The sequence below is a fragment of the Paenibacillus sp. FSL H8-0332 genome (assembly GCF_037963835.1).
Classification (GTDB): domain Bacteria; phylum Bacillota; class Bacilli; order Paenibacillales; family Paenibacillaceae; genus Paenibacillus_AQ; species Paenibacillus_AQ rhizoplanae.
In genome coordinates this window covers 2,271,600-2,293,760 of sequence record NZ_CP150145.1, presented here as the reverse complement: position 1 = coordinate 2,293,760, position 22,161 = coordinate 2,271,600, and the positions used below count along the sequence as shown (strand labels likewise).

General features: G+C 45.3%; 16 protein-coding genes. 2 read left to right on the top strand and 14 right to left on the bottom strand.

Annotation, left to right across the window (positions count from 1 at the left end; genetic code table 11):
- Positions 1-3: 3 nt before the first annotated feature.
- From NST43_RS09890 to NST43_RS09845, 10 genes are all read right to left on the bottom strand, one after another.
- Complete coding sequence (locus NST43_RS09890) at positions 4-1,479, bottom strand: Na+/H+ antiporter subunit D (RefSeq protein WP_339224112.1); 1,476 nt, start codon at positions 1,477-1,479, stop codon at positions 4-6.
- Entirely contained in the window at positions 1,476-1,808 is a 333-nt protein-coding gene (locus NST43_RS09885; RefSeq protein WP_173128094.1) for a Na(+)/H(+) antiporter subunit C, read from the bottom strand. Before NST43_RS09885 ends, NST43_RS09890 begins: the two co-directional genes overlap by 4 nt.
- A complete protein-coding gene (locus tag NST43_RS09880) occupies positions 1,796-4,651 on the bottom strand; it encodes a Na+/H+ antiporter subunit A (RefSeq protein WP_339225384.1) in 2,856 nt (951 codons plus the stop codon). Before NST43_RS09880 ends, NST43_RS09885 begins: the two co-directional genes overlap by 13 nt.
- Positions 4,652-4,696: 45 nt before the next feature.
- Positions 4,697-5,329 (bottom strand): universal stress protein, encoded by a 633-nt coding sequence (locus NST43_RS09875; protein ID WP_339224109.1) that lies wholly within the window; start codon positions 5,327-5,329, stop codon positions 4,697-4,699.
- A 420-nt stretch (positions 5,330-5,749) separates the two neighbouring features.
- Positions 5,750-6,880, bottom strand: coding sequence for a YbfB/YjiJ family MFS transporter (locus tag NST43_RS09870; protein WP_339225383.1), 1,131 nt, complete (start codon positions 6,878-6,880; stop codon positions 5,750-5,752).
- A 294-nt stretch (positions 6,881-7,174) separates the two neighbouring features.
- Positions 7,175-7,789 (bottom strand): AraC family transcriptional regulator, encoded by a 615-nt coding sequence (locus tag NST43_RS09865; protein WP_339224108.1) that lies wholly within the window; start codon positions 7,787-7,789, stop codon positions 7,175-7,177.
- Positions 7,790-8,343: 554 nt separating this feature from the next.
- Positions 8,344-9,552: a polysaccharide deacetylase family protein gene (locus NST43_RS09860; RefSeq protein WP_339224107.1), complete on the bottom strand. Its 1,209-nt coding sequence runs from the start codon at positions 9,550-9,552 to the stop codon at positions 8,344-8,346.
- Positions 9,553-9,777: 225 nt separating this feature from the next.
- Entirely contained in the window at positions 9,778-10,554 is a 777-nt protein-coding gene (locus NST43_RS09855; protein ID WP_339224106.1) for a DUF3298 domain-containing protein, read from the bottom strand.
- Positions 10,555-10,768: 214 nt separating this feature from the next.
- Positions 10,769-11,632 carry a DUF3298 domain-containing protein gene (locus NST43_RS09850; protein ID WP_339224104.1) on the bottom strand — a complete coding sequence of 288 codons (864 nt, stop codon included), beginning with the start codon at positions 11,630-11,632 and terminating at the stop codon, positions 10,769-10,771.
- Entirely contained in the window at positions 11,629-12,141 is a 513-nt protein-coding gene (locus tag NST43_RS09845; RefSeq protein ID WP_339224102.1) for a sigma-70 family RNA polymerase sigma factor, read from the bottom strand. Before NST43_RS09845 ends, NST43_RS09850 begins: the two co-directional genes overlap by 4 nt.
- A gap of 797 nt (positions 12,142-12,938) precedes the next feature.
- Here NST43_RS09845 and NST43_RS09840 point away from each other — a divergent pair.
- Positions 12,939-14,453, top strand: a complete 1,515-nt coding sequence (locus NST43_RS09840) for an MFS transporter (protein WP_339224101.1) — start codon at positions 12,939-12,941, stop codon at positions 14,451-14,453.
- Positions 14,454-14,592: 139 nt separating this feature from the next.
- Here NST43_RS09840 and ltrA read toward each other — a convergent pair whose 3' ends face one another.
- Together ltrA and NST43_RS09830 are read right to left on the bottom strand one after the other, a co-directional pair.
- Positions 14,593-15,885: a group II intron reverse transcriptase/maturase gene (ltrA, locus tag NST43_RS09835; protein WP_339219618.1), complete on the bottom strand. Its 1,293-nt coding sequence runs from the start codon at positions 15,883-15,885 to the stop codon at positions 14,593-14,595.
- Between the two features lie 666 nt (positions 15,886-16,551).
- The gene (locus tag NST43_RS09830) at positions 16,552-17,370 is read right to left on the bottom strand and encodes a MerR family transcriptional regulator (protein WP_339224099.1); all 819 of its coding nucleotides are present in this window, start codon (positions 17,368-17,370) and stop codon (positions 16,552-16,554) included.
- Between the two features lie 191 nt (positions 17,371-17,561).
- Here NST43_RS09830 and NST43_RS09825 point away from each other — a divergent pair, with 191 nt between their 5' ends.
- Positions 17,562-18,920 (top strand): transposase, encoded by a 1,359-nt coding sequence (locus NST43_RS09825; RefSeq protein ID WP_339219482.1) that lies wholly within the window; start codon positions 17,562-17,564, stop codon positions 18,918-18,920.
- 223 nt (positions 18,921-19,143) lie between these two features.
- Here the strand turns inward: NST43_RS09825 and NST43_RS09820 are convergent, their stop codons facing one another.
- Positions 19,144-19,476 (bottom strand): hypothetical protein, encoded by a 333-nt coding sequence (locus NST43_RS09820; RefSeq protein WP_339224098.1) that lies wholly within the window; start codon positions 19,474-19,476, stop codon positions 19,144-19,146.
- 4 nt (positions 19,477-19,480) lie between these two features.
- The gene (gene uvrA, locus NST43_RS09815) at positions 19,481-22,018 is read right to left on the bottom strand and encodes an excinuclease ABC subunit UvrA (protein WP_339224097.1); all 2,538 of its coding nucleotides are present in this window, start codon (positions 22,016-22,018) and stop codon (positions 19,481-19,483) included.
- Positions 22,019-22,161: the final 143 nt, after the last annotated feature.

Sequence of the window (22,161 nt, the reverse complement as noted above, 5' to 3'; positions counted from 1 at the left end):
CCTCTACTCCTTCATTATGGCTTCTATATATAGCGCAGGTGAAGCCAGAACGTCACCTGCCTGCGATACATAAGTATACACAACCTCCGCCCCGATCCCCATTGCAATCACAAGCAGCAGCAAGCCGGCAGCCACAGCCGAAGCAGCCTTCAAGCTCACCTTAGGCTGCTCTTCCTTGGGTTCATTTCCCCAGAATGCCAGCCGGAACACCTTCATCAGGGAGAACAGCACCATAAAGCTTGACCCCAGACCAATTAGAGACAACGTAAGCATCCCCTCTGACAACGCTCCGCGGAGGATCATAATTTTGCCGGCAAAACCGCTAAGCGGCGGAATCCCCACCAGGGCGAGTGCCAGAATAAAAAACATCCAGCCGAGAAACGGATACTTTCTGATCATCCCGCCCATACTGCCTAGCCGGTCCGTTCCGGCTGCGGATATAATCATCCCGCCCAGAATAAACATAAGTCCCTTGGCCAGCATATCGTGCAACAGATAGAAGACTGCCCCATTCATTGAATCTGCAGTCCCTGCAGCGATTCCAAAGGCTACAAATCCAACGCTGATAATGATGTTATAATTCAGAATCCGCGGGATATCCTTATAAGCCACTGCCCCCAGGCTACCCAGGATCATGGTAGCAGCAGCCATCCAGGCGATCCAGTCATGGGTGAAGCCGGGATCGTTCACGAACAGCAACGTGAAGGTGCGGATGATTGCATAGAGTCCTACTTTGGTCAGCAGGGCACCGAACAACGCTCTGACAGCCGCCGGAGGTGCACTGTAGGACCCTGGAAGCCAGAAGAACAGGAACAGCCCGGCCTTCAGGGAGAATACAATCAAGAACAAAATAGCAATCACATTAAGCACGCCGCCTTGTCCCGCTTCAGCGATACGCTGGGACAGATGCGCCATGTTGAGTGTTCCTACCGCTGCATAGAGATAAGCTACCGCAGCTACGAACAGTGTTGAGGATACAATATTGATGAGCAGGTATTTCGACGTTTCTCTTAGCTGAAGCTTGGTCCCTCCGAGTGAGATGAGCGCATAAGAAGAAATCAGCATGACCTCAAAAAAGACAAACAGGTTGAATATATCCCCGGTAAGAAACGAACCGTATACCCCGACAAGCAAAAACTGAAAGAACGTATAATAATAGAACCGCTCCCGCTGCTCTCCAATACTGCTGAAGGAGTAGCACAGAATCGCAAAACTGACGATCGAAGCCATCATTACCAGCAATACAGCAAACATATCCCCCACAAATACAATGCCATACGGAGGGAGCCAGCCCCCCATCTGCAGGGTCTGTATGCCCTCTGAATGGACACGTGTAACCAGCAGCACCGCAATCAGAATATTCAATAGACCGCTGAGCGCACTAATCACGCGCTGAAGCCGGATCTTCTCTTTGAGAAAAATCAGGATGACAGCCGTAGCCAGCGGAATGAGAATCGGGAGCACCAATAGATTGCTCATTCGTTGTCCTCCTTAATGCTGTCCATTTCATCAGTACCCCGCGTCTGATAAGACCGGTATGCGAGTACGAAAAAGAAGGCTGTGACCCCAAAGCTGATGACGATGGAGGTTAGAATCAGCGCCTGCGGCAGCGGATCAACATAGGTATCCGCCTTGCCTAGTACAGGGGCTGCACCCTTTTTGAGCCCGGCCATCGTGAGCAGCAGCAGATGGACTCCATGCGTCAGCAAGGAGGTTCCCAGCACAATGCGCAGCAGGCTTTTGGAGAGAATCAGGTAAACACCGATCATGAAGAGAATTCCGACCGCTACCGCCATTACGAGTTCCATTTCTTCTCCCCTCCGATCGATAAAATGATGGTCATCGTCACACCGACTACGGCCAGGAATACGCCAAGGTCAAACAGGACGGCAGTCGCCAGCTCCGTATCCCCAAGTACAGGCAGATGGAAGTGGCCGAACGTATGACTTAGAAAAGGAGCATCAAACAGGAATGAACCTGACGCTGTCAGAATAGCCAGCATGAGCCCGGAAGCAGTAAGCAGCCGGTAATTCACAGGGAGCACCTTACGTACCTGATCCATGCCAAATGCAATTGCAATGAGCATAAGCGCAGCAGAAGCCATCAAAGCCCCGATAAAGCCTCCCCCGGGATGATTATGTCCGGCAAAGAACAGATACAGGGAGAATATCAGAATGACAAGGACAATCCCCTTGGAGACCGTCTGTAGAATCACATCATTGCTGCGTAGCGGCAATAGTTCTTTCTTGGCAGGCTCCAGCGGCGGCAATTCCGTCTCCATTCTCAGATGTATCAGACCATAAATGGCCAGTGAGGCGATGCCAAGCACCATGATTTCAAACAAAGTATCAAACCCGCGGAAATCTACCAGGATGACGTTGACAACATTCTTGCCGCCAGCCTGGTTGTAGCTTTCCTTCAAGAAAAACTCGGAGATAGGTTCAAACGGACTGGTACCCATCGCCGCCAGAGCAATCAACGTCATCGTGATCCCGGCTCCAGCCGCTATCACCAGATTGGGCAGCTTAAAACGCAGCGGCTCCTTCTGCTTCTTCAGCTTCGGTAAATACCGGAAACAAAGAAGGAACAGAATGACCGATACGGTCTCTATAATCATCTGTGTGAGTGCAAGATCCGGTGCTCGGAAAAGAACGAAGAGCAGCGTCACCATGTACCCCACACCACCGGTGAACAGAATCGCGCTCACACGTGACTTGGCAAATGGAACTGCAAAGGCAGCCAGTAGCATTGCTGCTACAACCGCTAGTTCATAAAAAGACAATGAGGCATATTGATCCATACCAAAGCTAATGCCTGGCTGCCGGAGCAGAACTGTGAGCAAGGAAATGATGAAAAAGCTAAAAATATAGATCAGGTAATGGCGACCCGAGCCAGTCATATAGGCATCGGTTAAGCGTCTTGAACCCTGCTCGAGCAGTCTTAACGAGAAGTCATACATACGGCTCAGTGCATTGGTGCCGCCGGCTTCACGGTCTAGTACACGTAACCGGGTATAGATTCTAAACAACAGCGTACCTGCTGCTATAACGCCGAGGGTCATGAAGATTTCCGGTGTCCAGCCATGCCAGAAATGAATAGAAACCTCAAAGACTTCTTCTGGCGCCAGCAGCCCCGTATGAATGGAAGACATGGCCGGTTCAATCAGCGTAGCAGAGACCAGGTCAGGGAAGAAAGCAAACACTACAGCCAGTGAAATTAGAATCACCGGTGACAGCAAGAGACCCAGTGGAGCTTCATGAGGCACTTTATCCAATTTGTCTTCCTTCAGCTTGCCGCGGAAGGTCTTGAAGACAAAGATCATGCTGTATACAAAGGTAAATACACTGGCAATCCAGGCAATCACCGGAAAGAGCTGGGTCCAGTATCCTGAGCTCAGGATGTCAAACTCCCGGATATTGAGGACAGAAGTGAAGAACATTTCTTTACTGAGGAATCCGCTGAATGGCGGCAATCCGGCCATGGAGAATGTCCCGATCAATGCGATAGAGAAGGTGACCGGCATGAGGGACATAAGCCCGCCAAGCTTGCGCAGATCACGGGTACCCGTCTCATGGTCAATGATGCCCACAACCATAAACAGACTGCCTTTAAATACAGCATGGTTAATAAGGTGAAAAAGCGCTGCTGAAGTAGCTATCGTATAGAAAACCGCATCCCCCGTACCGGTAAAGAAGGCTGCCGCCGACCCGAGTCCAAGCAAAGACATGATCAAGCCGAGTTGACTGATCGTGGAGTACGCGAGTAAGGCCTTTAGATCGGTTTGCCGGATGGCTTTGAACGACCCATAGATCAGAGTTACCAGTCCTGTGACTGAAACCAGCCAGAACCACTCAGATTGTCCGGCATACAGCGGGGTGAGCCGCGCTACCAGATAGATCCCCGCCTTAACCATGGTAGCCGAGTGAAGATACGCACTGACCGGAGTCGGCGCTTCCATGGCATCAGGCAGCCAGATATGGAACGGAAATTGGGCGGATTTCGTAAAGGCTCCCAGGAGAATAAGCAGCATGGACGGGATAAACATTCCACTTTCAGTTAAGGTCCCAGCCTGTGCAACAATCTCACGTATACTATAAGTGCCGGTCATTACATATAGCAGATTGAATCCGGCAAGCATCGCCAGACCGCCGAACACCGTGATCAGCATGGACTTCATTGCTCCATAGGAGGATCTTTCCCGGCGGTGCCAGAAGGCAATGAGCAGGAACGAGGATATGCTAGTCAGTTCCCAGAATCCGTACAGCACCATCAGATTATCTGACAGCACCACCCCTAACATGGCTCCCATGAACATGAGCAGGTATATATAGAACTGGCGGATTCCCTCCATGAGCTTATCGAGATAATAAATCGAATAGAGCACAACCAGGGCACCCATTCCGGTAATCAGCAGGACAAAGAGCAAGCTGAGCCCATCCAGTACCAGCGAGATATTCACCCCAAAGGACGGCATCCAGGTGATACTGTTCTCAATAGGCTCTCCCGCCCGGATGGATGGAATTCTCGTCAGGAAATAAATGAAGAGAGCCGCAGGAAGGGGCAGAACGATCCAGCCCAGGTGTAACCGGGTGTTCTTCTGCTTCATCAGCAGCATTAGCGCAGCCAGCAAAAACGGAAGCAGGATAATCATATGCAGCAAGGCTTAATCCCCCTTTCTAGTATTGGTATAATCCTCTTAACGGGGCTTCACCCATTCGTTCTGTACAATTCTCAAATATTGCGCTTCACCGTTTCTGACGATTTTGAACAGGCCGGTATTAAAATCTGTATCGAGCTCACGAAAGAAAACCCCCTTCATGGCTTCATTCCCATCCGGTTCATCCATCAGGATATGGCGGTCGCCCTCTTTGACCAGATAAGCAGAGAATCCTTGCTCATGGGACTGCTCAAGCAGCTCCGGATACCGCTGTACCGCAACGATATGAAGATCAATCGGACCCATCCGCTCCAGCAGATCATTGATAAAGCTTCCCCGTGTAATCTCCTGCCACAGCGTTTGGCTTGATTGTCCGAGTACAATTTGTGTAATTTTGTTATCCTTTGCAGTTTCCACAATCACATCAACCGTTTTTTTGCCATTACATTTGCGGATCACAAATTGTCCGCCAGCCTCCTTGGTCTGATGCTCCCAGCCAGACAGGTACTGCTGCTTCTCCCTGTTATATTCATTGTCTCCGGATGCATCTACAGTGAGTACCATCAGCGGGGCATTGAGCAATCTGGCCAATTGTCCTCCCCGCTGTATTAACCGCTGCCCGTGCGGCCCATAATGCACACACACCATGATGCTCTCATTGTTCATTTCCATTTCAAACCCTCCGCAGCAGTAAATTTATTCCAGTAAAAAAACACAAAAAGAGCCCGCTGTTGGCAGGCTCCTCCGGTTAAATCCGTATACAATTATTGCAATTATATAGTCACCGAAGGAGAATGTAAAGGCATTTTGCGGTGAATAATCATGGAAGCATCAGGGGAGCCTGTGTGAAAAGGAGGAATTCCTCATGTTAATACGTAATATAATATGCTGCACTTCCCTGTTCGCCGCTATGTTGATACTTGGCTGGAAAATGGATAAATTATTAACTCCTAATACGGCAGTACCGCAAACAAGCAGCTTTTCCATTGAAGAATTTAGTTTCCGTACCGAAAGCCTCAATGATCCGGTCCCCATTAGCGTACCCCATCTCCCCCGGGAATATGTTAGAATCAGACTAAACCCTTGAAATCCTCACATAGCTGGGTTATTTCGTTTGCGCCCAGAAATCAGGCTGGCGACTAACCCAAAGCCGTAAACTACCGCTCCGAATCCATAAGCCACTCCGTAGCCGCCGAGATAGTCTATCATCCACCCTGTCACGCCCGGCCCCAGCATTTGTCCTACCGCATAGAATACTGAGATAAATCCGATGGCAGTTGGAACATATCGGGGATTAACTTGTCTTGCGGCCTTCAGTTGAATTAATGTAACCAGACCACCGATACTGGAGCCCCAAAGTACTGATGATAAGACGAATCCCGGGATGCTATGATTCAGAAGCGGGATGATATCCCCTGCCGCCGCGCAAGCCCAAACCAGTACAAACATCCGATTTACACCAAAACGGTCGGACAGACTGCCCCAGACAGGGCCGCCTGCAATGCTGAAGATGCCGGCTACCGCGTACACCAGACCGGCAGCACGGTCTGATATCCCTTCAGCCAGCATGTAGCCAGATTGATAGAGATTGGGAACAAGATACGCTATACCCACTAGAAAATAGAGTGCAGCCACCTGCATCAACGCTTTATTTTTTAGCCACTTCGGTTTGTCTGCCTCCTTCGCGCTCCCTGCAACCTCAGGATTTCTCAGGATTAATAAAGCTGCGATAAGCACAACTAATGAGATGATACCGAACCCTAACCAGACCGCACGCCAGCCTAGAACGGGGAATTGACTGATTAGTAATGGTACTAAAAATCCGCTTAACAACATCCCGATACCTGCACCACTTAGCAACATCCCCAGGACGATTCCCTTCTTGTCCGGGAACTGACCCAGCATGAGGGACATGAGTGGAGTGAACACCAGTGCACTGCCCCCTCCGGCCAGGAACATGAACAGGGCCACCCAAATGAACGAGGGTGATCCGGAAAGGCCAAACATACTGATGACGACTGCACTACCTCCAGCCATAAGAACAGCTTTGCCACCCCAGCGGACAGCCAGTATACCCGACAGCCCAACCGAAACCAGGTAACCTAGAAACATGATCGTGCCAAGCATCCCTCCCTGTGAAATTGACAATCCGAGTCCGGTCTGCATATAAGGCAAAGCTAGCCCGTAGGCCATTCGCGCAAACCCTGTCGTGGTCACAATCATCAACATCCCGGTCAGTACAAACGGCCAGAAAGATGGGAGAGAGACTGAATTAAAGTTGGAATCAGAACTGATTTTCGAGCGCACCTGTGCACTTTCCCTTCTGTGGTATATTTTTAAACTGTTCCTTTATTATGTTTTTTTCTGAAGATACCCTCTACCCCAAGGTGGATTAAAACCCCCGGTTCACGGAATTCTTGACATTCTCTGAAAGTAAGCATCCGATACATGAAAAAGCCCTTCAAGGGTATCGCTCCTTGAAGGGCTTTTCAGTGTCTGGCAGGTTCAGTTGCCATGTTACATCCGGGAAGAATTTTCACGTAGTAATGCGCTGGGATTTACTCCGAATTTCTTGCGGAACGCCTCGGCAAAATGGCTTGGATTCGAGTAGCCCACTGCGCAAGACACTTCAATGACGTTCGACTTCCCGGCTTGCAGTAGCTTTAAAGCCTGCTCCATCCTCTTCTCTCGCAGGTATCCAAAGATTGTGTTACCATACATCTCCTTAAAACTCACCTTGAGCTTGTAATCATTCAAACCGACCATACGCGACAGTTGCAACAATGATGGAGGATTATCCATCTGCTCCAGTATGATTCGGCGCGCTTCGCCAACACGCAACTGGGTCTCTCGGCTAAGCCCTGTCCGCTCCTCTTTTCCTTCGAGAAGAGTGCGGAGTGCCAGTTCTAGAAGTTCTAACACTGTGTACTCCAGCTCAATATTATTCATCGTTCCATCCCTTAGGCTGGCTGTAATGTGGTGAAGCGAAGCGCTGGCGGAAGCTGGCGGCTTCTCCTGAAGCAACCGATACGACTTCCCTCCAAGAAGTCTGTTAAAGTCAGCCTTTTGCACTCCCCCGATTGAGGTCATAAAATGATGAAATACGCCGACAGACATCCCGATGCTGAACATTCGAAAGGGTTGGGCTTTGCCTAGCTCCAATCTCGCTTCCGGGGTATTAATCAGTTGCAAACTCCAATTTGCAGGCTTGAACTCCTGACGAGCGCCAGGTACACTTACTTCCCTACTACCCTCAGAACAATACCCAAACTCTACCATTGGCGCGAGTGAATCTAGGCGTATATCATGGTTCTGGTACAGCTTATAGTCTGACATAACCATCTCCAACTCAGACCGCGGGTAAAAGCGGGAAATCTGTCCTATTCCTGTCGTAGGATGATGATATAGCTTGAACTTCCGGCTCGATGACCTCCCTCAAACTTTTCAAAGAAATGATTAAAATTATATTGAATCGAGTTGTTCATAATTAAGCACTCCATACTTCCTGATTCTGTGATAATCATTCTCATTGTAATGAATAATCATCATTTTGTCGAACTCATATTCAGAATCATGTAGGAATGTACGAACTTGATGAACTTATTGATTATAATAAGGGCCATTTCCTGTGGATTCATTCAAGGACAACAACTGAGAAACCGTTACGAATTGGTAGCCTTGCTTTTTTACCATAAAATAATGGGTGTTTTCTGTTCTTTGGTGACTTTTTTGACTGATTCATTCATAGCACCATAAGGCGGACGGAATAGGGTTGGTTTTTCTCCAGTCGCATCTTCGATTCGGTCCGATGATTCTATGATTTGTTTGCGCACCTCACTCAGGCTCCTATTCGCCAGATTCGGATGACTTTTGGAGTGATTGCCGATCTCGTGGCCGGCCTCAGCAACCTTTTTAGCCATATCAGGATAATACTCAACTTGTACGCCCAGCATGAAGAAAGTAGCCTTCGCGTTGTACTCCTTCAAAGTCTTTAGAACTCTAGGTGTCACCTTTGGGTGAGGCCCGTCATCAAAGGTAAGAGCCACATATTTCCCTTTGGGATCAAGCGGAGACTGAGTTGGCTCCTTCCCTTCTGGCTCAGCGTTATTTTCATATGTGATATTCCATTTTTTGGCGAGGTCCTTTTTCAAGTAGGAATGCAAGAATTTCAGTGGAATGTTCACTTGGACCGTTCCGGCTGCACCAGCAGCGATCTCGTATTTATTAAAGTATAAAATAAAGACTCCGTTACCTATGGACCATTTCCATTCAGATGGATTTTTTAACGATTTTTGAAGTTCTGCTTCGAATACATAAGAGTGGACGTTTTTCTGTTTCTTCAATTCTTCCTTCACGATTAACATAATATGGTCAATAGCTGCTTTGTCATAAGTCATGATATCGGATAAATTCAAAATTTTATTTTCAGCTGTGTCGATATTAAAAGATTTTATTATCGATTGTCCATTAGCACCGCCTGTGGTGATTTGATAGGAAGTGAACACTAAACTATATAAATGGTCATTAATTTTATTCGTATCTACTGTAATATTTAATTCAGCACGATGATCGCCTTGAAGCGTTTTTGCACCGGTTTCAACCTGGGCTAAGAATTTCTTTTCCTGATCATTGACCCACGTCTGAATAGGAGTATTAATCTCCTTGCTGTTTGTGAGAACGTTGTTAATCGACAATATATAATGCTTCGTATTCTTCGTCCTTGTTTCGATATTTAAGCCAGGGTATGCACTGGGCGACACTTCAACGTTCTCTGTAACGCTGTTGTTTCCTGCTAGAACATTTTGCACCATTAGATTGATTCCTAGAATCCCGCCAGCTAATACAATGAATCCAACCAGCCAAACGGGCCACCGTGTTTTCTTCCTTTTGTTCATTTCAAATCATCCTTATCTTTATTCTAGTCATACAACTGCTTTAGAACCAAGTAGAAACGGCTTTGCCGTCCTTTAAAAGGACGGTACCGTTTCAGCGAGAAATAGAAGGATAATTTATCGTGTGCAACATATAAATTCTTATATTTTTAAAAAAACATCCCGTAAGAAGAGAGGCTACGGGATGCCATATTCAGAATAACTGGCTTCATGTCATTCGGCTTTGCCTCAGAAGCTGGCATTCTTCAGATTGAAACGGAACTCCGGTGAACCCACATATCCCGGCGCGATACTGTATTTCGGGAAGACGATAACCAGTTCGCCTTTTTCAATATAAAACGACTGTTCCGTGAACGTCCCTTTGAATTCTTCCAGGAAGTATTGATCGGGATTCTTTCTCATTTGCGCAAGAATATCTGCATCAAGCTTTTCTTTATAGTTAGAACCGAGAAGATCCTCCAGTGTCACGCGTTGAGCCGCAGAGGCATTTTTCAAGTTGTAGGTATCGATCCGGGGCATGCTTGTTCCGCCCCCGTAACCTTCCGTGATTACTTCAAGCGAAACTACCCCTGCCGGGTTTCCAGTTCCGTCCGACTTTAGCTTATAGCTGACGTAAAATTCATATGGGTGGAACTCCTGGTGATTTACTTTTGCTTTTTTGGCCGTTTCTGCGGCATCCTTCTCCCACTGAGCAAGATCCTTTTGCGCATGGGATAAAAGGATGTCATTCAGTTCATTCTGGTAGCTGGTGTCCAGCATGCCATCCAGCTGCGGTACCTTAATGTTCACAACAAGGTTCTTGCTTGTTGTGTTCAGTACCTCCTCCACGATTTTTACTCCTGTAGCCGAAGGGACGGTTGCATGTACCTTAGAGCTGACCGTTACGTTCGCTGAAACAGGTGCCGAGGCCAGCACATTTGTAGGTAAGCTCGCTGCGCCTACGCCGAGCATGGCTACACAGCCCATGGCCCCCATCTTCATGAAGTTTATCGTTTTCTTTTTCATAGCTTTCATCCTCCATCTCTTTGTATGAGTGTCTAATCACGCACACTTATTGGCTAGACGCATGGGAGGGTACAGAAAGTTTTGGAAAATCAAAATTAATACACGTTCCACTTTATTCCGTGATGGCATTGTTTAACCAGGTGAATTATTTAGTTAGGCTGCGTATTCCTAACAAAAAAACCGGCGCGGGGTCCCCAATCACCGATCTCTTCCATTACTTAATGTATTGGTTGTTAATCAGAACGTCTTTTAACACATCCGTGGGAATAACGAATTCCACAGAACCCATATAGCCTGGCGCGACGTCATATTTGTTGAAAGCGATCACGAGCTTGCTGTCGTTGTTGATATAGAAGCTCTGATCCTTCGCGATGCTCTGGAACTCACTAGCCCAGTAAATCTTATTAGGGTCCACTTTCATTTGCACTTGCATCTGCTCTTTAACGTTGTCGCTGATGAGCCGCACATAACGATCGTCCTTGAACAGCATCGGCAGGGTTATAAGGATTTGGCTTTTCTTATCGATCGTATCAAACTGAAGCTCCTCCGAGGATGAACCGACGGCCTCGACCACGTATCTTTGTATAGATAAAATCTCGTCGTTGTCCGTCTTTACTTCATATCCGACATCAAGTCCCAGATGGCCACCGCCTTGCTTCTTCAATTCGCTGATTTCCGCCTGGAACTTTTCGTAAAGCGCTTTGCTCTCCTTCATATATTTCTCGTTCAACCCGCTTTGCAACTGCTCATTCTCCATATTGGTAATGGAAGGCACTTTGATATTCGCATTGTATTTAGACTCGTCAACCACGTATTCCTTGAACGTGAGCACCTGGATAATCCGGTCCACACCCGGTATGGATGATAAGGCTTTCGCTACAGGAGGACTGACATTGATCGCAACAATGAACATGAACGCAGCCGCACTGGAAACGGCTAACCATCTGTACTTTGAGCTGCGGCCCCTCCTTCTCTCCTTAGAGAATTTATGAATCGATTGGTTTACAATGCTATCCAATTCATCTGGAATGGGGATTTCTTGATATTCTTTTCGCAGCTGTTCCATGTTATTGTTCATCTTACTGGATCTCCTTTGGTTGTTTCATCATTCATTTTGATTCGCAATAGCTGATGCGCCTGATACAGCCTTGTTTTAATCGTATTCACATTCTCATCCAGCACAGCCGCAACTTCTTCGATCTTCATGTCTTCAAAATATCTCAGTATAATGACGCTCTTGTATTTATCCGGCAAGGATTCGAGCGTTCGCTTCAAATCAATGTCCATATACGTATCTTCTGCCCCGGGGCTGTAGGTTTCGATCATTTCATGATCCATCGCCTGAACCTTTTTGTTTCTGCGCAAAAAATCCAGGGCGGTATTCACCACAATCCGGTAAAACCAGCTTTTTACCGCATCTGGGTTCTTCAAAAGTTCGAGATTCGTCATCGCTTTGTATATGGAGTCTTGTACGATATCCAGGGCATCATCCTTATTTTTGACATAGCTATAAGCAAGTCGGTATACATTCTCTTTATGCTCGGTAATACAGTGTGTAAGAATTTTTTCGGTTTTCCTATTGAACATGGTCGATTATTCCTTTTCTATATAAATCTTTTGTCGTAACAAGAAGTAAGACGTATACGGGTTCCCAAAAAGTTTTCGCATCCAAAATTTTTTTCACTTCTGCGTAAAAATAATCTTCCCATCCTTCACTTGCCGAATACCAGTCTACTACCGATGACAGCATGAAATACTCAATTCCTCTTCAGCGGTTAGGCCTTTCAGTATGTTGCGTTTTGGGATTCAATATACGTTCGAATCTCTACCGTTCCGTAGGCTTTATCGGCCAAAATAGCGGTTCCGGACAAGCTTACGCCTGACAGGACTTCGACCGCTGCCGTACAATCATGGATGTTTCCAGGCGTTAAAAATAGGCGAATCGGATTCCCTAGCGCGTCGACTACAGCGTGGATTTTGGTATTGTATCCCCTCGGGAAAGTCCGATTTCTTGGTTGATCGCGGCATTTTCAGCCCTTTTTTAGCCCCCGCTGCGTGCTGGTGAACTTTACAAGAGGTGCTGTCTAGAGAAACATCCTGCAAGTCAGCATCGCTGGCGAGCGCTTCAAATATCTTTTTTCTGTTCCAAATTTTATAGAGGTTGTTTTTCAGATTCTGTCAGTATCCGCATGCCATTCCGCAATTTTCCTGAAACGAGATTTCATATTAGCATAATTCAAGAACTGAATGTGCTTCCCACCCTAGTCGTCGATTTTTACATTCTGTTCGTCGATTATTTGACTATAGGGTAACCCTATACATTATCATAAAAAAGTTAGTTAGAAAAAACATACTGACGTAATCAATAAAAATGGAGGAATAATATGTCTGCTCTTAACCGCTGGATTATTCTAGCAATTGTATCGAGTGCGCTGCTTCTCATTGTTATGGATATGACTATTCTGTACACTGCGCTCCCTGTCTTGACCCACGATATGGGTGCTTCAGCTTCGGAAAAACTCTGGATTCTAAATGGTTATTCTCTCGTAATGGCAGGTCTCCTACCTGCAATGGGAACACTAGGTGACCGCTTAGGATACCGAAAAATCTTCACCATAGGTTTATTTGTGTTCTCTGCTGCTTCACTTCTCGCATCGTTCTCACCTGTCCCTGCTGTTTTAATTGCTTCACGTGTATTACTAGGGATCGGAGCTTCAATGATGATGCCTGCTACTTTGTCCATCATTCGGGTTACTTTCACAGATGAGAGAGAACGCGGCTTAGCGATTGGAATTTGGGGTTCTATCTCAGCTGGCGGAGCAGGACTTGGTCCGCTCATTAGCGGCGTGCTACTTAATCATTTTCATTGGGGATCTGTTTTTCTAATCAATCTACCAATTGCACTTGCAGCGTTGATTTTCACTCTGATTTTCGTTCCCAAACATAAAGGTGATCCAACAAAAACATGGGATCTTCTAGGCTCTATACAGATCATGATTGCAATGGTAGGTTTAATTTATGCAATCAAAGAATTCGCACGGCGTGATGGATCGGTCATGTTTGCAACTATAGGTGCCTTGATCGGCCTCTTAACTTTGTTTATATTCATACGTCGACAAAATCGTAGTCTAGAACCACTGCTTGATCTTTCACTATTCAAAATCCCTCGTTTTAGTACAGGATTTATAGTTGCCCTTGTTGGTATGTTTGCTCAGATGGGCATTCAGTATCTTGTCACCCAACGCCTTCAATTAGTTGTAGGTATGACTCCACTACAAGCTGGGATTTATACGATTAGTATTCCGATAGCATCGGTTATATCGGGCACAATCATTGGTATGTTTCTATACCGCGTGGATTCAATTCGAATAAAAACCATATCCTTGATTACGGCGGCAATCGGAATGGGACTATTTCTTTGGCAATTCGATGCAAATGTAATCGTACAAATCTTTGGACTATTCTTAGTTGGCGCGGGTATTGGTGCGGGCATGACCGCAGCTTCGTATTCTATTATGAGTGAAGCCCCTCCGCATAAAGCTGGTATGGCCGCTTCCATAGAAGAAGTTGCTTATGAGGTGGGTGGAGCCTCAGGTATTGCAATTATTGGTAGCACGTCTACACTAGCTTATACGTTCTCCATGCATGTTCCGAGCGGCATCAATGCTCCAGAGAATGTTCGAGACAGTTTAGATGAAGCACTCCTTGCTGCAGAACAATTACCAACAGAAGCAGCAGAAATGCTTCGTATGGCAGGACGTACAGCTTTCGATTATTCATTCTTTATGGTTATTGCAGGTATTACAATCTTCTTAGTAGTCGCATCAATCACTGTTACGTTGATTGGAAGACGAACAACAAAGCAAGCACATCTAAAAACAGGAGACAAAATTATTTAGAAAGCATCATTCTGTGAATCAAAGAAATTGTAAATCTCTAGAGTAAAGGGCTGGTACAACCCAGCCCCTCCTCATCAAACCGTACGTGAGGTTTTCCCTCATACGGCTTTCCGATGTTTGTCATTCATGGGCATGCAGATTACAATAGCGTTTTTAGTCCACACTTATTGGCCATATACTTGACCTCCCTGAATGAGCTCATCCATCTCCTCCGTTGTCTCTTCTTTGCATACCACCGGGTAAATCGCTGCAGAATATACCAATCCAGCTTCGCTAACCTCTTTTGGCTGTAGTTCGTGTAATAGTAATTTCTCCATCCCTGAATCTTTGGGTTGAGCCATTCCACGTGTTCCTCAAACGATTTCCAGCGCATTCCAGGCGGTGCTAATCGGTCTTTGACCACGCCTCGGATGCGTTCCTCTGCCCTCTTCGTTAGCCACTGCTGAGTGGTATAGTACACCTTCCCTTGAGAGGTTTCTGCTTTCGTTTTTCGGTGGTGCATTCCTAAGAAGTCGAAGCCTTCGTCTCCTGTCCACAGACCTACAATGCGGGTTTTGGTCGGATGCAGCGTGAGTTCTAGACGTTCCATAATGGTGCGGATGAGTTCATACGCATGTTCTGCATCCTTTTTGGTTTTACAGACCACAACGAAGTCGTCTGCATACCTCGTCAGTTCTCCCAGCCCACTTCCGTGTTTCTCCCATAACCGGTCAAAGTAGTTCAAATAGATATTCGCCAGCAGTGGCGAGATGACACCACCTTGGGGTGTCCCTAGATCGGAACGCCGTACCTTTCCTTCTTCCATCACTCCCGCATGAAGCCACTTCCGTATAAGCTTCAAAATCCGTCTGTCATTGATACGCATCTGTACCAATTTCATGAGTTTCTCTTGATTGATATGGTCGAAGTAACCTTGGATATCGACGTCGACTACCCAATTTCCTTTGCGGTTGCAGGCTTTCCGGATTCGTTCCAGTGCTCCTTTTGCACCTCGCTTCGGGCGAAATCCGAAGGAGACTTCTTTAAAATCGGCTTCAAAGATGGGTTCAATCACCAGTTTGGTTGCCATCTGTAGGACTCGGTCTCGTACCGTAGGGATGCCTAGTGGTCTTGGCTTCCCGTCTTTCTTCGGGATATAGTGCCGCCGTACGGGCTGCGGATGGTAGCTGCCTTCTTTCAATTCTCGCTCACAGCTTTTGAGAAATCTCGTGACTCCTTGTTTCTCGATTTCAACGAGCGTTACGGCATCCACTCCCGCAGCTCCCTTATTCGCTTTCACCCGTTTCCAGGCTTCGCATAGCACATCCCACCGGTAGACTTTGTCGTACAAGGCGTGGAATTTACGCTTGTTGTTCTCCTTGGCCGCATGACCTAGCTTTTCTTGGAGTTCTTGAACTTTTTCCTTGGGTGTCGTTAGCCGTTTGGCATTCACTCACTCGTACCTCCTCCAAAAGCGTAAACAAAGCAGGGCTCCTTCCCTCCCTAAGGTTATGTTGTCCTTAGGTTCTTCGGTACTATAAGCCCCTCGGACTCCCTTCCCACAGACGGTTCACTTCGTCTTCTGGACTTATAGAGCGTCTCTTTACGGGTTCCTAAAAAAAAAATTCTTCCGTGTGGGGGAGGGTCTCCCCAGTTCACTGCATTATCTTTCAATCCATGCCGTTCCCATTACGCCGGAGGATTCTTCACTGCTGTTCCAAGTTCTGCACAGTTTCCTTGGCCTTCGTCCATAATAGCGGGACTCGGCTCCCTCTGTTCCCCTTTGCAGGGCCTTTTTGACGACGCGGCAGGATTCACTTGATGTTGCGGCCTGAATTGTTGCTCGCCCGGTCTCTGACCAGTACTTTTGTCGATGCGCTTTTACACACAGATTTCGCCATGTGCAAGCATCCTAGCTACAAAGGTAGCTTGGTCCCTCCTTTGGTTGGACTTTCACCAACTAGATAATGCGTGCCTCTGGGCACGCCTAAATAAAAAAGAAGGAGCCGCAAATATGCTACTCCTTCTTTTTTTATAAACAATCCGAGCGTTAAAACAATTTTGTTTTACTCTATATTATAAAAAGGAATCTGGATTACATTATAATACGAATAGATTTCTAGACCATAACCTGAACTGAAACCCGAATAATATAGCTATCTGGGTTCGCTTCAGAGAAGTAGTTGATCAAATCAACTGTATAAACATCTCCACAAATCTTCATTCCCTCACGTTTTATATAGTTTTGAATAACGAAACAAGTTTCAGATATCGTATCGTAAGAGCCCTTGTGATTCATAATAGCGTAAAGTCCTTTGGGCTTCTTAATCATTTTCTCATCAATAATAGGTACTTTTAGTTTGTTGGCCACATAGGCCCAAGAAATATCTCCAGATTCAAAGCTTTCCTTATTAAGGATTGACCATATTGGAAATTCGTGTTGGATTGAGCGTTCTTCACAATAGCCTCTATGCTCACTCAATTTGACTGAATAATCTTTTTCATCCCCTACTTCTAATGGCGTAGCTATAAAATATTCAACATCGCACTCTTCCACACATGGAACATTTTGTGAAGCCTCAAGCGTCGACTCTGTCATTTTTATAGCACTTCCTAAGATTCCTTGCATTCGTTGAATTCGAAACATTTCTAATTCAAGTTCAGTCTGCTTTTGTTTAAGTAAAGTGATGAGATGAGATGTATTTTGATTTTGAAAAAATTCTCTAATTTCTTGTAATGAACTACCTGCTTTTTTGAGTACATTGATTATATCCAATAAATAAGATTGTCGAAATGAATAATAGCGGTATCCTTTTGAGTTAACCACTTCGGGCTTTAAAAGTCCGATTTCATCATAATAAAATAGAGTGTGTTTAGTCACGCCACACATCTTAGCAAATTCATTAGTAGTAAAATACTGTCCAGACATATCTGACATTGTTAACCCTCCATTTTATTAAATCATTATTACGTACTCAACTTTCGCAGAGTCAAAATTGAGTTGACCCCAAGCCGGTGTTAAGGTGAAGCTGGTTTAAGTAGCGATCTTGCCAACATAGAAAAACACCGCTTCCTTTGGTAAAGTGAGATTGTCGAGATCCACTAAACCACAGAAGAGGTGTCCCTTCCATGATAAAACAAAAGTCGTCCCTAGATCAACTCCCACCTGAAATGAGACCTGCTTTTCAGGAACTCGGTGTCTTGAAGCACTTGAGAAAAGCAGGATTCAAAAAGACGTTTGGTTATACCTGTTCCCATCTATTTATGCTCGTTTTTGTCTTGCTTTTTCATCAGAAGAACTGGTTTCGTCTGCTCGAAAGTTCCAAAGGTGAAGCGTTTCCTGGCAAAGATGCCGTCTACCGGTTTCTGAATCACAGCCAATTTGCTTGGCGGCGTTTCTTGACTTCACTCAGCAGCGACACCGTTCAGCGAGTCGAAACCTTGACCTCCGTCACGCGAACTTCCGTGTTCATCGTCGACGATTCCATGTTTGAACGAAATCGCAGCAAAGCCGTAGAACTTCTGGCTCGGTTCAAGGATCACGCCACCGGTGCTTATTATAAGGGATTTCGTATGCTGACTTTAGGCTGGTCGGACGGCCATACGTTTCTCCCTTTGGACTTCGCCTTGCTCAGTTCCGTGAAGGCTGGACTAACCGGTATTCATCCGGAAATCGATAAGCGATCCTCTGGGTACAAACGCCGAAAAGAAGCTCTTCTTTCGGCCCCACATCTGGTTTCTGAACTGCTGGATCGGGCCATCGCCTCGGGTGTTTCTGCGACTTACGTACTCATGGATAGCTGGTTCACTCATGCGCCCTTAATCGGGCGAGTGGTGGAACGAGGTCTTCATGTCATTGGCATGGTGAAAAACGACAACAAGCGATATCTCGTTCATGGCAAGCGGGTCGATCTCAAAGGTCTTTACCGATCCGCTACACAAGTGCAAGGGAAGCAGCGGAATATTTTGCGTCAGATTCATACGGAACTGGTTCCTGGTATTCCGGTCGTTGTGGTCTTTGTTCGCCATCGCTCCAAGAAAAACGAGTGGCTCGCGATTCTATCGACGGATCTCACACTGACGGCACCGGAAATCATTCAAATCTACGCTTTACGCTGGGATATCGAAGTCTTTTTTAAATGCACGAAATCCTTGCTACGCCTGCAAAAAGAGTTCCAAGGTCGTTCGTACGATCTGCTCATTAGCCATACCACCATTGTCTTTTCCCGTTATATACTGCTGGCTTGGCAGCATCGGCAAAGTACCGATCAACGGACGCTCGGTGGACTGTTTTATTTGCTTTGCGATGAAGTGGGTACCTTGGATTGGGCAGTAGCTTTACAACAACTGGTGGAATTGATGAACGAGATCGCCAATCAAGTCGGCAAAAAGCTATCCGCTATGATTAAAAGTCAACTCCAGCACTGGATCGCCGCTCTGCCCAATTACATCAAGGCGTACTTGCCGATTTCAGGCTGCGAAAGTTGAGTTACGTAGTATCTGTTAATACACTAGATTTGTTACTATGCCTAGAAAGTATTTGCTTTATTTTGTGTGGTGTGTAGAAACTCAGGATATTCGTTAATACAATATAGTTAAAGCTACTGAACTTTGTTTTACAGATCAGTAGCTCTTAATTAAAGTTAGTTTTTTTAATTTTTTCTGATTTCTCTGGGTAAAACAGATTATTAACTCACACTACGATTCTATATTATTTCTTTCTGGTAGAGGACTTTCTTTTTGATGCTGCCGACTTACGAGCTTCTGTCTTAGCTAATTCACGTTTATTTTCTTCAATTTTCAGTTGCATTTGTCGCTGTTTTTCTAATACAATTTCCTTTTGATTATCATAATATTTAGAAACAATAAACTCTTGAATTTCAGATTCCTGAATCCATAAATACTGGACAAAGGCATCTGGATAAATAAAACCTTTTTTTTCTTTAAGTTCTACAAAATGAATATCAACTCGGTTTTCTGTGTTGCTCACAATCTCACCTTCGCCAAATCGAATATGCATGACTTTTAGCCCTATAAGTTCCATTACATCAGTGCCCCTTTAACACATTTTTTAAGAAAATTCCGGTGTGACTTGTTTCACATCTAGACACATCCTCAGGTGTGCCAATGCAAACAATCTCTCCCCCATGAATGCCGCCTTCGGGTCCTAAATCAATTATAAAGTCCGCGTTCTTGATCACTTCCATACTGTGCTCTATAACCACAACGGTATTTCCGCTTTCCACTAGTTCATGCATAATATTTATCAATTGATGCACATCGGCTATATGCAAACCTGTAGTTGGTTCATCCATCACATAAAGGGTATTTCCTGTTGCTGGCTTCAAAAGCTCTGAAGCAAGCTTGACCCGCTGTGCTTCTCCGCCGGACAATGTGGTAGAGGCTTGCCCCAGTTGGATATACCCAAGTCCAACTTTGCAAATCGCAGCGATTCTCTTCCGTATTTTAGGCATATTTTCAAAGAAAACTAATGCTTCTTCTGCTGTCATAGCCAACACATCTGCAATGTTTTGGCCCTTATAGTAGATTTCCATCGTTTCTCGGTTGTAACGTTTCCCTTTACATACTTCGCAAGGAACATACACATCTGGAAGAAAATACATTTTAATTTTCATAAGACCATCACCTGTACATGCTTCACACCGTCCTCCCTTAACATTGAAAGAGAACCTTCTCGCTTCATAGCCACGAGCTTTAGCCTCACTAGTTAATGCAAAAAGGGAACGAATGAGGTCAAACACACCTGTATAAGTGGCTGGATTAGACCGTGGTGAACGTCCAATTGGGCTTTGATCGATATGGATTACTTTGTTAAGAAATTCAGTCCCTTTAATCAATTTATATTTTCCTGGTTTTGTCTTGGCTCTGTTAAGTTCCGCCGCTAGTTTCTTATACAAGATTTCATAAATCAGACTAGATTTCCCTGAACCCGAAACACCCGTCACGCAGGTGAGTGTGCCTAGAGGTACATAGACATCAATATCTTTCAAGCTATTTTCCGCTGCTCCGATAATTTCTAATCTTTTCCCGTTCCCAAACCGCCTTCTATCAGGAACCTCGATTCTTTTAATTCCTGATAAGTACTGGCCAGTTACAGAGGATGGCGCATTCATAATCATCTCTATCGTTCCTTGCGCTACTAGCTCTCCACCGTGTTTTCCTGCTCCCGGACCAATGTCTATTATCCAGTCAGCCTTTCGAATTGTTTCTTCATCATGTTCCACTATGAGTAGTGAGTTTCCTTGCTCACACAGATCACGAAGAGCTGATAACAAGAGTGAATGATCACGTTGATGTAGTCCAATTGATGGTTCATCCAATACATAGAGCACACCAGTCAAACCTGAGCCAAGTTGCGAAGCTAACCGAATTCGCTGGCTCTCCCCTCCGGACAGCGTACTTGAAACACGAGAAAGTGATAAATATGTCAATCCCAACTTTTTCATAAATAAAAGTCGAGCACGGATTTCTTTAAGAATGGGAACTGCAATGATTTTCTTGGCACCTATCAGTTTCAGGTTTGTTGCCATTTCAAGTGCATCAGTGACAGACAATTTGCAGAAATCAGCAATATTAATTCCACCAACCGTTACCGCTAGGGTCTGTGGTGCCAGTCGATCCCCCAAACAATCCGGACATGGCGGAGCAACAATCTCATCGTCTGTATCTTTCTGCGTGTTAAACAAATATTCATAGTCCCCCGATTGTAGGTAAATGCCTAGACCATGACATGATTGACAAGCTCCTAGCTGATGATTAAACGAGAATAAACGTGGTGATAACTCCGTGAGTGATCTACCACAGATCGAGCAGCTGTAACTCTGAGAGAAGTTTGTTTCTTGCATACTAGCATAATCATAAATTATGACAGTATCTCCTGAGAGCGAAAGTGCAGTCTCAAGGGAATCGACTAAACGTTGAGCATCCTCTTCTCTGACAGTAAGCCTATCTACAACAATGTCTATCGTATGTTTTTTAGTCTTGTCGATTGTTATTTCATCTGACAGATTGTAAAATGTTCCGTCTACACGAATACGTGCAAAACCATTCTTACGAGCTTCATCCAAAACACTGCTATGCTCCCCTTTTTGTCCATGTAAGATCGGAGCTATTACAGCAAATTTAGCTCCTTGAGGCAACTGATAAATACGCTCCACGATTTCATCCACAGATTGTCGCCCAATTTCCACTTTACAATCCGGACAATGCGGTGTACCTGCTCTAGCCCAAAGAAGTCGAAGGTAATCATATATTTCTGTCATCGTGCCTACAGTAGAACGTGGATTTCGTGAAGTTGTTTTTTGTTCGATTGCGACAGCAGGAGATAGCCCTTCAATAGAGTCGACATCTGGCGTAGTAGCTTGTCCTAAAAATTGTCGAGCATAGGCTGAGAGTGATTCAACATATCTTTTTTTACCCTCAGCATACAACGTATCGAAAGCTAAGCTTGATTTCCCTGATCCACTTACCCCTGTGAAAACGACAATTTGGTCTCGGGGAACATCCACATTGATATTTTTCAAATTATTCTCTCTTGCACCTCTGACATTTATAAATTTTTTCATTGTTATTCCTCCTGTCTATAAGATAAAAGACAAAAAAACCAACAAATGTCGTATCATTCCACTTTTATTAAACTCAGTAACATATCTTAAGATCATAAATAAGTAATCACACCTTCTTACTAGGTATAAGGGAATGCGTTACG